The sequence below is a fragment of the Streptomyces sp. NPDC043861 genome (assembly GCF_056435905.1).
In genome coordinates this window covers 306,027-318,895 of record NZ_JBWKDP010000009.1, presented here as the reverse complement: position 1 = coordinate 318,895, position 12,869 = coordinate 306,027, and the positions used below count along the sequence as shown (strand labels likewise).

General features: G+C 71.4%; 11 protein-coding genes and 1 pseudogene. 6 read left to right on the top strand and 6 right to left on the bottom strand.

Features of this window, described 5'->3' with window-relative positions; all coding sequences use genetic code 11:
• The first annotated feature begins 137 nt into the window (after positions 1-137).
• The 4 genes from AC068D_RS22325 (at position 138) to AC068D_RS22310 (ending at position 4,973) form a co-directional block, all read left to right on the top strand.
• Entirely contained in the window at positions 138-1,073 is a 936-nt protein-coding gene (locus tag AC068D_RS22325; protein WP_478824773.1) for an AurF N-oxygenase family protein, read from the top strand.
• 151 nt (positions 1,074-1,224) lie between these two features.
• Positions 1,225-1,956: a TetR/AcrR family transcriptional regulator gene (locus tag AC068D_RS22320; RefSeq protein ID WP_478824772.1), complete on the top strand. Its 732-nt coding sequence runs from the start codon at positions 1,225-1,227 to the stop codon at positions 1,954-1,956.
• 10 nt (positions 1,957-1,966) lie between these two features.
• Positions 1,967-2,242: a hypothetical protein gene (locus tag AC068D_RS22315; RefSeq protein ID WP_478824771.1), complete on the top strand. Its 276-nt coding sequence runs from the start codon at positions 1,967-1,969 to the stop codon at positions 2,240-2,242.
• A 37-nt stretch (positions 2,243-2,279) separates the two neighbouring features.
• On the top strand, positions 2,280-4,973 hold the full coding sequence (locus tag AC068D_RS22310) for an outer membrane protein assembly factor BamB family protein (RefSeq protein WP_478824770.1): 2,694 nt from the start codon (positions 2,280-2,282) through the stop codon (positions 4,971-4,973).
• A gap of 304 nt (positions 4,974-5,277) precedes the next feature.
• Here AC068D_RS22310 and AC068D_RS22305 read toward each other — a convergent pair whose 3' ends face one another.
• Positions 5,278-5,694, bottom strand: a complete 417-nt coding sequence (locus tag AC068D_RS22305) for a hypothetical protein (protein WP_478824769.1) — start codon at positions 5,692-5,694, stop codon at positions 5,278-5,280.
• Positions 5,695-6,034: 340 nt separating this feature from the next.
• Between AC068D_RS22305 and AC068D_RS22300 the strand changes: the two genes are divergently transcribed.
• Both AC068D_RS22300 and AC068D_RS22295 read left to right on the top strand, forming a co-directional pair.
• Positions 6,035-7,225: a C40 family peptidase gene (locus AC068D_RS22300; protein WP_478824768.1), complete on the top strand. Its 1,191-nt coding sequence runs from the start codon at positions 6,035-6,037 to the stop codon at positions 7,223-7,225.
• 443 nt (positions 7,226-7,668) lie between these two features.
• A complete protein-coding gene (locus AC068D_RS22295; protein ID WP_478824767.1) occupies positions 7,669-9,153 on the top strand; it encodes an APC family permease in 1,485 nt (494 codons plus the stop codon).
• A 106-nt stretch (positions 9,154-9,259) separates the two neighbouring features.
• On the opposite strand, the gene AC068D_RS22290 is transcribed toward AC068D_RS22295, so the two are convergent.
• From AC068D_RS22290 to AC068D_RS22270, 5 genes and pseudogenes are all read right to left on the bottom strand, one after another.
• On the bottom strand, positions 9,260-10,537 hold the full coding sequence (locus tag AC068D_RS22290) for a styrene monooxygenase/indole monooxygenase family protein (protein WP_478824766.1): 1,278 nt from the start codon (positions 10,535-10,537) through the stop codon (positions 9,260-9,262).
• A 27-nt stretch (positions 10,538-10,564) separates the two neighbouring features.
• The gene (locus tag AC068D_RS22285) at positions 10,565-11,197 is read right to left on the bottom strand and encodes a GTP-binding protein (RefSeq protein WP_478824765.1); all 633 of its coding nucleotides are present in this window, start codon (positions 11,195-11,197) and stop codon (positions 10,565-10,567) included.
• Positions 11,178-11,588 carry a DUF742 domain-containing protein gene (locus AC068D_RS22280; protein ID WP_478824764.1) on the bottom strand — a complete coding sequence of 137 codons (411 nt, stop codon included), beginning with the start codon at positions 11,586-11,588 and terminating at the stop codon, positions 11,178-11,180. Before AC068D_RS22280 ends, AC068D_RS22285 begins: the two co-directional genes overlap by 20 nt.
• Positions 11,588-12,070 (bottom strand): roadblock/LC7 domain-containing protein, encoded by a 483-nt coding sequence (locus AC068D_RS22275; RefSeq protein WP_478824763.1) that lies wholly within the window; start codon positions 12,068-12,070, stop codon positions 11,588-11,590. Before AC068D_RS22275 ends, AC068D_RS22280 begins: the two co-directional genes overlap by 1 nt.
• A pseudogene (locus tag AC068D_RS22270) lies at positions 12,067-12,869 on the bottom strand (hypothetical protein); the annotation flags it as partial. The pseudogene AC068D_RS22270 and the gene AC068D_RS22275, both read right to left, overlap by 4 nt.

The window sequence follows — 12,869 nt, the reverse complement described above, 5'->3', positions numbered from 1 at the left end:
GCTCCTTCGCCTCAACGGACGGACCGCTGACGGTCCGTCTGACGTCCCTTTGCAGGCTCACACGTTGGTAGACGCCGGGTCAACAAGTGCTGCGCAGGGGATTGACGGCGTTGCTGACAAGCAGTCTCATACAAGCCATGACGACTGTGACCCCACGCGATCTCACGCTCCTCCGCGACGCCCTCGGCCCGCTCAGGGACCGCGAACAGGTCGCCGAGCGCCTGCTCGAGTCCTCTGCCAAGCACTCCTTCGACCCCGACAAGGAGCTCGACTGGGAGGCACCCCTCGAGGAGGGCAAGTGGTTCTGGCCGCCCGAGCTGGTGTCCCTGTACGACACCCCGCTGTGGCGGAGGATGTCCGAGGACCAGCGGATGGACCTGGCACGGCACGAGTCCGCCTCGCTTGCGTCGCTCGGCATCTGGTTCGAGATCATTCTGATGCAGCTGCTGGTTCGGCACATCTACGACAAGCCTGTGACCAGCAATCATGTGCGGTACGCGCTGACGGAGATCGCGGACGAGTGCCGACACTCGATGATGTTCGCGAAGATGATCCAGAAGGGTGGCACCCCGGCGTACCAGGTACCGCGGGTCTACCACAATCTGGCCCGCGTGCTGAAGACCGTCTCGACCACGCCCGGATCGTTCGCGGCGACGCTGCTCGGTGAGGAGATCCTCGACTGGATGCAGCGGCTGACGTTCCCGGACGAGCGCGTCCAGACGCTGGTCCGCGGTGTGACCCGCATCCACGTCGTGGAGGAGGCCCGCCATGTGCGCTACGCCCGGGAGGAACTGCGCCGCCAGATGGTGACCTCACCGCGGTGGGAGCAGGAACTGACCCGCATCAGCTGCGGCGAGGCCGCGCGGGTCTTCTCCATCTGCTTCGTCAACCCCCAGGTGTACGAGAACGTCGGCCTGGACCGGCGGGAGGCCATGGCCCAGGTGAAGGCGAGCGGTCACCGCCGCGAGGTGATGCAGACGGGGGCGAGGCGCCTCACGGACTTCCTGGACGACATCGGCGTTCTGCGGGGAGCAGGACGCAGGCTGTGGAAGAGCTCGGGGCTGCTGGCTTGACCGCCGCGCCGGGGCGGGACGACCGGCCGCCACCCCGCCCGGGGCCCGACGCATCGGCGGGAGCAGTACGAGCGCGGCCCACCGGCCGAAGGGCGGGCCCGCAGTGGCGCGACCGGACCCCCCGTCCGGGGTCGACGGTTACGCTGCCCGTATGACCTCGAGTGCTCCCGCAACGAATCGCGCCTACAAGCGCCTCAGTGTGGAGGAGCGGCGCAGTCAGCTGCTTCGTGCCGCTCTCACGCTGTTCGCCCACCGGGCGCCCGAGGACGTGTCGCTCGACGACGTTGCCGAGGCCGCCGGGGTGTCCCGGCCCCTCGTCTACCGTTACTTCCCCGGCGGCAAGCAGCAGTTGTACGAGGCCGCCCTGCGCAGCTCCGCCGACGCGCTCGTGCTGTGCTTCACCGAGCCGCCCACCGGCCCGCCCACCGAGCGGCTGGGCCGTGTCCTCGACCGCTACCTCGACTTCGTCAACGGGCACGACGCCGGGTTCAGCGCACTCATGCGCGGCGGCAGCGTCGCCGAGACGTCCCGCGCCGGGGCGATCATCGACGAGGTCCGGCGCGCCGCGGCCGAGCAGATCCTGGTCCACCTCGGGGTGCCGGACCCCGGCCCGCGGGTGCGGATGATGGTCCGCACCTGGATCGCTGCCGTCGAGGCCGCCTCGCTCATCTGGCTCGACGAGAACAAGCACCCGCCGGCCCATGAGCTGAGGGACTGGCTCGTGGACCATCTGCTGGCCCTTCTGGCGGCAACGGCGGCCTCGGACGAGGAGACCGCGAAGGTCGTCCGAAAGCTGCTCGCCCTGGAGACCCCGTCGGGTGCGATCGGAGCGCTCGGCCGGCGGGTGATCCCCATCCTGGGCGATGCGGGCCACCTGCTGTGACACTGGTGCTGTGAAGAGCGAGAACACCCCCTTCGTCGGCGGGCCCCTCGACGGACGGGTCCTGCCCGTCCTCGTCGGCCCCACCGGCAACCCACCGCTGTGGTACGAGGTTCCGGTACCGGACGACGCCGGCGGACCGCCCACGGTGTACGCGTACCGCCGGGTGCCCGCCGGGCACACCAGGCGGCTCGGACTGCCGCGCGGCTGGAGGTACGAGTACGCGCCCGACGGCCGTGAGCGCCGGACGCTCAACTGGCCCTGGTCCAAGCCCAAGCAGGCCGAATAGGATCACGGCGACCGCACGACCAGGGGGGAACTCGCCGGTGGAGCCGCTTCAGCAGGACGATCCGCGCCGTATCGGGCCGTACAGGACGCTGTCGCGATTCCGGGAGACCGCGAGCGCCGTCCAGTACCTCGCCCACGGTGGTCCGGACGACGCCTCCGTCATCGTCTCGCTGGCCAGGTCCGGGCTCGCGGAGCTGCCGGCGTTCCGCCGGCGCTTCGAGGCGGAGGCCAGGACGGCGGACCGGCTCGCCGGCGGCTGGGTGCAGGCGCAGGCCGGCGCGGCCACGGACGGTCCGGAGCTGTGGACCGCGTACGCGTACGTGCCCGCCCTCACCCTCGCCGAGGCCATCACGCTCGCGGGTCCCCTGCCGGAGCGTGCGGTGCGGACACTGGGCGCGGGCCTCGCCGAGACCCTCTCCCGGGTCCACGCCACGGGCACCGTGCTGCATGGCCTCGCCCCGGAAACCGTGCTGCTGGCGACCGACGGGCCGAGGCTGACCGCCTTCGGTGCCCTCGGCGCCGCCGCGCACGCCGAGGCGGGTGACGGCGGCCGGCTCTCGGTACGCCTCGCGTACGCCACCCCGGAGCAGCTCGCCGGCGAACGGCCCGGAGCCCCGTCCGACATCTTCGTCCTGGGGCTGCTCCTCGCGTACGCGGCCACCGGCACGACCCCGGCCCTCCCCGAAGGCGCGTCGGTCAGCGCGGACGGTCCCGAACTCCGCGGTGTTCCGGAGGAGTTGCGCCGGCTGGTGGCCGCGTGCCTTGCCGCCTCCCCCGCCGACCGCCCGACCGCCGGAGCGGCGGCGGTCACCCTGGCGCTGGAAGGCGCCGCCGCCCTGGCAGGGCACGGCTGGCTCCCGGAGCCCCTGTCGGCCGCTCTGACGGCACAGGCGTCCTCGGTCTCGGCGGTGCGCGGGCGCGGCGCGGCGGCGGAAGCCGCGGCGGGCATCGACGACGCGCGGCCCGCGACCTCCGACGCACTCGTGCCGTACGACGCGCGCACCGCGGCCGGGGCCCCTGCGCAGCAGGACGTCGACGCCGGCGGGGCGCCACCCGCTCCCGGTGCTGCACCCACCCGTGGCCCGGGCGACCCCGGCCCGGCCGGGAGTGCCGGATCGACCGGGGACGGCAGCGACACGCCCCCGGCGGATGCGCACGGGGATGCGGCCGTGCTCGTGCCGAGCGCAGCGGCCGCATCCACCGCACCGCCCGCCCGCAGCAGCACCGGTCGCAAGACCCTCGCGCTGCGCGCCCTCGGTGCGCGCACCGAGGGCGGCCGGAGCACGCGCACCACAGCCGACAAGATCACTGCCGCGCTCGGCATCCCGCGGGCACGCGTCGGCAGGGGGGCCGAGGAAGGACCGCACTCCGCCGCCACCGAGGCGGCCGTCCCGCCCGGCACCACCGACGCCTCGGGCCCCGGGCAACCGACGACCGCCGCCCCCTCGCCCGCCCCCAAGTCCGGCCTCACCGCATCCGTGCTGGCCGCCCGGGCCGAGGCGCAGCGGCGCGTGGTCGTCACCGGAATCGCGGCCGGGGTTGCCGGGCTGCTGGTGGGCGGGGTGGTCGGGGGTGCCGTCACCGGAGGGGACGAGGAGCCCGCGGCCACCGGCAAGACACCCACGAAGGCCCCGGCGCCCCTCCCCGGCGTACCGCCCACCCCTCTGTGGGCGTACGAGCACGCGAACGACGGCCCCGTCGAGCCGGCTGTCTGGCGCGACAGGGTCCTCGTCCTCGGCGACGCACACGGGACCACCGGAGTCGATCTGCGCAACGGCCGCCGCCTGTGGACGCAGCCGGGCGCGGCGGCGGTGCAACGGCCGGTCGTGGCGGGCGACAGCGTGTTCGTCGTCGGCGCCGCGCACTTCCTCTGGCTCTCACCGCAGGACGGCACCGTCCGGCATCGCGTCGCCGCTCCCGCGCACGTCACCTCGACGGCGGCAGCCGACGGGACGGTCGTCTGGTTCAGCGGCACCGCGGGCAGCGGTACGTATCTCTTCGCCTACGACACCGTCGCCCGCAAGGAACTCTGGCGTACGCAGGTCCCCAACGGCCGCGCCCGCAACGCCCTCCCGGTGTACCAGGGCGTCGCCGTCCGTCCCGACGGCATCGTCGTACGGCAGGACAGTGCCTCACTGACACCGCAGCAGCGGAAGGCGGGCAAGGGGCTGGCTCTGTTCACGCTCTACGACCGGGCCACCGGGAAGCGCCTGTGGGGCAAGTACTTCGGCAGCGTGCTCCAGGACGCCACCGTCTCCGGTGACGCGGCGGGCAGGCTGTACGCGGCGGTCGGCGACGGCCTCCACGCGTTCGACACCCGGGGCGGCAAGCGCCTGTGGCGGGCGGCCGGAGCGGCCGCTCCCGGCGCCACCGGCCGCAATGCCTTCGGTGAGGGCGTCGTCCACGACGGCACGCTCTACCTCGGGACCACGCATCACCAGCTGTACGCGCTGGACGCGGCGTCGGGCAGGACGCGCTGGTCCCGTTCGACGGAGGCAGGTGGCGGCGGGCGGCCGCGGGTACTGCTCTCCACGAGCGGCAGAACCGCTCTCGCTCTGGAAGCCACCCAGGTCACGGCGTTCCGAACGGCGGACGGCAGCCGACTGTGGAAGTTCCAGGACGCGGGCAGCTCCGCACCCGCGAAGCCGGGTGCCCAGCGCGGCGTCATCACGGGGCGCACCGCCGTCGTATGGCGCGGCAGGACCCTGTACGCCCTGCCCATCGGCCGCTAGTGCTGTGACCGGATAGGTTCACCGGCTCGCGACGCCCTGCACGGCACCTCGCTGCGTTGTCGAATCACCCGAGTACATCCAGTACGAGGGCGATACTCCGCCTTGCGATGCACCGCACCGGACGCCGCGAGCTTCCCGGCAAACCTATCCGGTCACAGCACTAGGGCCTCTCGTTCGGATCTTGCCGGGCTCGCGTGCCCCGGCACCGATCCAGCCCGATCCAAACGAAAGACCCCAGGTCCCGTCCGGGCGATGACCGGAAAACCGGCAGGGCGCCGCCGGGCCCGGGCGCTGCGGTGCAGGGTCAGTCGTCCTGGCACCACGCGGAGCGCGGCGTCTTCACGACGGTTTCCTTCCCGCGCAGAACGAGCCGTACGGAACCGTGCTGGAGCGTGCATTCGTTCCCGACGACAGGGCTGTAGCAGGCGAGGGACTGGCGGCCGGCCAGGCTCCTGGTCGTGCAGCCCGACTTCGCGCCGCTCACGTTCACCACGGAACCGCTCACGGAGACACTGCGGGAACTGCCGTTGCCCACCACCATGACCACTTGCTTCTCGGAACGGGAAACATTGATGTAGCAAGCGGACACGGTCACTTGACGGTTGGCACTGTGGGCGGTCTTGCCCGAGCACTTCCACCGGTTGCTGGCGTTCACCGACCCCCAGTGATGGGCCGAAGCCGTACCGGCCGCAAGCAGGACGACCGACAGAGCCGATGCCACGACGGCACTTCCTCGCACTGCGCTTCGCATGGTCCAGATCCCCCGTACAGATAGTCCGGCCGCTGCCGGACGTGGTCAGCGGCGACAACGGCCAAGATCGTATGGGCCGTTGGCGCCTTGGAACAAATTCTCGGCATTCGGCCCGGCACCACGGCCGGCGGCGAGAGGCGGGGGCTGACACGGGCCTGGTCCACTGGAGGCGCCTTGGGCCAGCCGCCACGCCGCATCACCCGAGGATCGGCCCGTCGCGGGTGGTGGGGTGCGCCGCACCGGCCACGATCCCCGCCATCCCGTTGCCGCCGACGCATCATCGCTCCTGTAGTCAACCGGAGGTGATGACATGTCAGGCAGACTGCTGCGCACGATCTGTACGGCCACGCTGGCCGCCGCGACGGTCCTCGTGGCGGCGGCACCGGCGGCCGCCGAGCCGGCCGACCCGGAGTCCGCGGCCGCCGCCGGCGGCGAGGCGCACAAGACCACCGCCCAACTGCTCGCCAAGCTCCAGGAGCTCTACCGGCAGGCGGAGGAGGCGAGCGAGGCCTACAACGCGACCGAACGGCAGCTCAGTGCCCAGCGCGTCGAGACGAAGCGGCTCAGCACCGAGCTCACCGACGCCCGCAACGCCCTCTCGCACAGCCGCGGCGAAGCCGGAAGGCTCGCCCGCCAGCAGTACCAGGGCAGCTCCGACCTCTCCGTCTACCTCCGGCTCCTCCTCTCCCGCAGCCCCCAGCAGGCATTCGACCAAGGGCATCTGATGGAGCGCGTGGCGGACGGTCGCGCCGCGACGATCGCCCGTCTGGAGCGCAGCGAACGTCACGCCGACAAGCTGGCCGCGCGTTCCCGCAAGGCCCTCGATGTCCAGCAGTCGCTCGCCGGGAAGCAGCGCAAGCAGCGCGACGCCGTCCAGGCACGGCTGAAGAAGGCCGAGGCATTGCTGGCGTCGCTCTCCGGCGACGAGCTCGCCGAGCTGACCGCACTCGAACATGCCGGTACGGCGGGGGCGCAGCGAGAGTTGCTGAAGTCGGGCGTTCTCGACGGCACCCGGCGACCGTCGAAGGCGGGCCACGCGGCGCTGAGATATGCCGTGGCACAGATCGGAAAGCCGTATGTCTGGGGTGCCGAGGGCCCTGGGTCGTTCGACTGCTCGGGTCTCACCTCCCGGGCCTGGGCCGACGCGGGCCGCGTCATCCCGCGCACCAGCCAGGAGCAATGGGCCCGGCTCACCAGGATTCCGCTGCGGTCACTGCGTCCGGGCGACCTGGTGATCTACTTCCCCAGGGCCACCCATGTGGCGATCTACCTGGGCAACGGCCTGGTGATCCAGGCCCCCCGCCCCGGTGCCCGCGTCAAGGTCTCCCCGATCGCCTCGAACCCGCTCCTCGGCGCCGTCCGCCCGGACCCCACGGCCGCCCCGCTGGCCGTGTACACCCCGCCCCGGCTCCCGAAGGGCTCCGCCGACGGCTCGGACACGGGGTACGGCGCGTCGGCGGCGCCTTCCGGGGGCCGGACACGGGTCACATCACGCACATGACCCGCTATGACAAGCAGACCGCCGAGTGAGCTGGTTTGCGGCACTCTCCATCCGTGGACACCCGACGAGGCCACACCGGCCCGAGGGTTTCATGGCCGATCCCGCTGTTCCGCGAGGGCAGTCCCGGGCCCCACGCGCAGGCAGGGCACCGGCCGCAGCCGGCCCTGCCGGCTCCGGCCCCTTCGTCGGTGCCCCCTGCGCGCAGGCCCGTCGCACTACGGCTCCGAGGCTTTGCGCAGCCCGATGTCGCGGGTGCGCAGCTTCCTATCCCTTGCGATCGCACGCACCGGTCCCCGCTCACCGATCCAGCCTGATCCAGACGAAAGACCCCAGCGCACCTCGTGTCGCACAGGAGAAGGAAACGACACGGACGGCCAAGATGGGGCATTGGCGGTAGAACGTTCATGGGTCCGGGCGGTCGGACGGTCCCAGAGGAAGGTGCGGTGGCTGAGGTGGTGGAGGCTTCGACGGACAGTCAGGCCGGCGGGAGTGGCGACGATTCCGTCGAGCTCGGCGGATACCAGCAGGAGCTGAAACGGACGCTGGGCTCCTTTCAGGTGTTCGCGATCTCGTTCGCGTTCATCTCCGTCGCCGTCGGCATCTTCGGAACGTACGACGATGTGCTGGTGAACGCAGGGCCGGTCGGGATCTGGTTGTGGGTCATCGCCGCGGTGGGGCAGGTTCTGGTGGCGCTGGTGGTCGCACAGCTCGCGGCCCGCATCCCGCTCAGCGGCTCCTCCTACCAATGGGCCTCGCGGCTCGCCAATCCGAGAGTCGGCTGGGGCTTCGGCTGGCTGACCTTCTGTTACCTGGCGGTCGCCGTGGTGGCGGTCGACAATGCGCTGGCGAGCCAGGCGTTCATGCCGCTCGTCGGCCTCGCGCCGGACGAGGGCACCGCACGCCTGATCACGGTCGTGGTGCTGCTCGTTCAGGCCCTGCTCGCAGTGGCCTCGACCCGTATCGTCAGCGTGATCAATGCAGGCGCGGTCGGGGTCGAACTGGCACTCGTCGTGGTGGTGGCGATCGCCCTCAGCATCGCCGTGGCGGTGACGGACAGCGGTGCAGCCGGCAACCTCGTCTCGCGCGGTGTCGCCGAGAACGCCCCCGACTACTTCGCCGTCGGCGGCGGACTGATGCTCGCGATGATCATGGGCCTTGCCACACTGGTCGGCTTCGACTCCGCGGCGAACCTGGCCGAGGAGGCCAAGGATCCCCATCGCAGCGTCCCGCGCGCAATCGTGGGATCGGTCGTGGCGGCCGGAATCCTGGGGATGCTGTTCCTGGTCACGCTCACCATCGCGATCGACGACATCCCCCGGATCACCGCCGACGGCTCACCGGTCGCGGCGATCATGCGCGATCAGCTCGGTCCGGTGATGGAGAGGACGCTGCTGGTCGCGATCACGTTCGCGTTCTTCGGCGCCGGGATGGTGGTCATGGTCGCGTGCTCGCGGATCATTTTCGCGATGGCGCGCGACTCACGCTTCCCTGCTCACCGGCTGATGCGGCGGGTCGACCCGCGCACGCAGACGCCGATCCCCGCGACGATCCTCATCTTCGCCCTGGGCGTCATCCTGATGGTCGCCCTGCCGGGTGCCGCCCTGCTGGAGCTGATCACGGCATCGACGATCCTCCCGGCGATCATCTACGGCTCGACGATCGTCCTCTACCTGGCGGTGCGCAAACGACTGGATCGCAGAACGGGTGCGTTCGATCTCGGGCGCTTCGAGCTGCCGGTCGCGATCTGCGCCCTGGTGTGGACGCTCATCGCGCTGTTCGTGCTGGTGGCACCCCGGGAGTCGCTCGTTTCCGTCGTGATCGTGGTCGGCTTGCTCGTCGTGGGCGGGCTGTTCTTCCTTCTGATGCTGAGGTTCAACCGGGAGGCGCTGGAGACCGAGCCCGGAGACGTGAGCGCCTTCACACATTGATCCGAAGGCGGCTGCCGACGTTCGGCTCCTTCCGTCGGGCGGTCCGTCCGTGGGCCGTCCGAGGTCGTCCGACCACGACCGGGAACGGCCCACGACGGCGTCCGCATCACCGGTCGGCGGCCTGCACAGCCTCCGTGACCGAGGCCAGGTACGCCGCTGTCCTCTCGGGCTCGTAGAAGAAGTTCTCGAAGTCCGCCGGGTCGTTGAACCCGTTCGCGAACCGGTCCGCCACCGGCTGGAGTCCGCCCGCGGCACCGATCAGGTCGAGGACGTGCTCGGGCGGGACGCCGAGCATCGCATTGGTCCACTTGGTGACGTGCCGGGCGGTGTCCCAGTAGCGGTCGAAGGTGGACTGCATCCACTGCTCGTCGAAGGGCTTGTCACCGTGCTCGGTGATCGACGCGAGGTACGAGGCCGCGCACTTCGACGCGGAGTTGGACCCCTGCCCGGTGATCGGGTCGTTGGCGACGACGACGTCCGCCACGCCGAGGACCAGCCCGCCGCCCGGCAGCCGGCCGACGGCATTGCGTACGGTCGGGGCGTACCGGCCCGCCAGCGTGCCGCCCGCGTCCGTCAGTTCCACCTTCGTGGCCCGGGCGTACTCCCACGGCGTGTACTTCTCCATCAGCCCCAGCGTGAGCGACAGGTGCTCGGCCGGGTCCTTGACGCCCTGGAAGACGTCGAGCGGACCGCCCGGAATGCCCTCCCAGAAGAGGATGTCGGCGCGGCCGGACGTCGTGAGGGTCGGCATGACGAAGAGCTCGCCGACGCCCGGCACCAGGTTGCACCGCACCGCTTCGTACTCGGGGTGCTCGGGCCGCGGGCCGAGGCCGTGCACATAGGAGACGGCGAGGGCGCGCTGGGGCTCCGCGTACGGCGAGCGGGACGCGTCACGGCCGAACATCGACACCAGCTCGCCCTTGCCCGCCGAGACCAGCACCAGGTCGTACGTGCGGGAGAAGTAGTCCAGGTCGGAGACGGCGGCACCATGGATGACGAGCTGACCGCCGCGCTGGGCGAAGGTCTCCATCCAGCCGGCCATCTTCACCCGCTGGTCGACGGACTGGGCGTAGCCGTTCAGCCTGCCCACCCAGTCGATGACCCTCCCCAGGCCCCCGCCGGGCGTGCTCCCGGACTCCGGGCCGGCGACGGACACCCCCAGGCCCTCGATCTTCGGGGCCTGGGACTCCCAGAAGTTGATCTGGAGGTCACGCTCGTGCTGGAGCGCCGTGTCGAACATGCACTGCGTGGACATGACCCGGCCGGACCGGATCTCGTCCGCCGTGCGATTGGACATCAGCGTGATCTCGTATCCCTGCGACTGCAGGCCGAGGGCGAGCTGGAGCCCGGACTGACCGGCGCCGACAATGAGGATCTTCCGCATGGCGGGGTCTCTTTCGTTGGACGGGGATTATTCGGGAATGACGTCGAGCGCGTGCGCCACCAGCGCGAGCAGCGACTCGATCACCGTGATCCGCTTGCGCGCATCCATGATCACCACCGGGATGTGCGGCGGTATGGTGAGGGCCTCCCGTACGTCCTCGGCCTCGTGGGCCGGGGTCCCCTCGAAGTGGTTGACGGCGACGGCATACGGCAGTCCGCAGCTCTCGAAGTAGTCGAGCGCGGGGAAGCAGTCCTTCAGCCTGCGGGTGTCGGCGAGCACGATCGCACCGATCGCGCCGCGGACCAGGTCGTCCCACATGAACCAGAACCGCTGCTGGCCGGGTGTGCCGAAGACATAGAGCACGAGGTCGTCGTCGAGCGTGATCCGCCCGAAGTCCATCGCGACGGTCGTGGTCGGCTTGTCGGGCGTGGCGGAGAGATCGTCGGTCTCCTCGCTGGCCCGCGTCATCAGTGCTTCGGTCTGCAGCGGCGTGATCTCGGAGACGGACCCGACGAAGGTCGTCTTGCCGACCCCGAAGCCGCCCGCGACCACGATCTTCGTGGCGATGGGGGCGCGGGTGCGGTCGTTCTGCCAGGGCTGTACGTTCTCGTCCTCCGCGACGGCGGGGAGGTCGGAGAGGTCAGAGACGGCGGAGTCCACTCAGCACCCTTTCGAGCAGTGCACGGTCGGGCTGACCGGTGCCGTGCCCGGTCCCGTAGACCCGTATCTTTCCCTGGTCCGCCAGGTCACTGAGCAGCACCCGGACGACACCGAGCGGCATCCTGAGCAGCGCCGAGATCTCCGCGACCGTACGCATCCGGCGGCACAGTCCGATGATGGCGCGCATCTCGGGCATGACGCGGGAGACCAGGCTCCCCTTCGTCAGCTCCTTGCGCTCCTCGCCCGCTTCGAGCGCAGCGACGAAGGTCTCGACGAGCAGGACGTGTCCGAACCGCGTACGGCCGCCCGTGAGGGAGTACGGGCGCACCCGGGCGGGACGCCTGCCCTCGCCGCGGACGGGAAGCCGGGGTGAGGGTTCCGCGGCGGCCATCACTTGGCGCCCTCCAGCGACTTGCGCAGCTCACTGCGGAGTTCGGGGGTGAGCACATGTCCGGCCCGGCCGACGAAGAGTGCCATGTGATAGGCGATGACGCTCATGTCGCAGTCGGGCGTGGCGTGCACACCGAGCAGCGAGCCGTCGCTGATGGACATCACGAAGACGCTGCCTTCCTCCATCGCGACCATGGTCTGCTTGACCCCTCCGCCGTCCATCAGCCTGGCCGCACCGATGGTGAGGCTGCCGATACCGGAGACGATGGTGGCCAGATCCGCGCTGGAGCCGCGCGGGCCGCCGCGTCGTGGGACGTTGACGGGGGCGGAGTTGTGCGCCGGATCGGACGAGAGCAGGAGGAGTCCGTCGGACGAGACGACCGCCACGGAGCGGACTCCTGGAACCTCCTCGACGAGGTTGCCCAACAGCCATTGAAGGTTGCGGGCTTCCCTGCTCAGCCCGAATGTGCCGGTCGCAGTCAACTTCGTGCCTCCTCGACGGTGTCCCCCGGTTCCTCGATGTGTTCCTGGTCCTTCGTGGTGCTGCTTCGGGTCGTCTCCCCGAGCTCGGCCGCGATGTCGCGGCGGCCGGCCTCGGCGCCCCGCCGGAAGCCGCCGAGGCGGCGGCGCAGCGCCTCCGCGTCGACGGATCCGGTGCGCCCCTTCGGCGCGGTGGCGGGCGTGACGATCTTGGGTGTGCGCTTGGGAAGACCCTTGTCGGTGACCGGTTCGGCCGCCTGGGCTCCCTCGGCACCTGCGGCTCCGCCGACGCCGTCGGCGACCCGCTCATGTGCGTCGGGCTCCGACGCGGGGTGCGGAAGGCGGACCTGCAGGGTGGTCTCGTGCGCGGCCGGCTCCGGGACGGACTCCGGCTCGTGCGCATGCGGACGCTCGTGCACCGTGTCCGCAGCCGGCATGTCGCCGCCGGGACCGGACTCGGTGGCAGCGGGGGCGGCATCGGTGGCGGCGCCGCACTCGGCCGCCGGTACGGATTCCGTGCCCGGCGCGGGCTCAGCGGCCGCCACGGGCGCGGGGCCCGCCGCGGACCGCGGCCCGGTCACCTCCGGCACATCTGCCGCCACGCCCGGCACGGGCTCAGGGCCCGGCGCGGGCTCAGGGCCCGGCGCGGGCTCAGGGGCCGCCACGGGCCAAGGGCCCGGCAGGGTGCTGGAGTCGGCCTCGGTGTCCGCCACGGGCGCGGGGCCCGCCGCGGACCGCGGCCCGGTCACCTCCGGCACATCTGCCGCCACGCCCGGCACGGGCTCAGGGCCCGGCGCGGGCT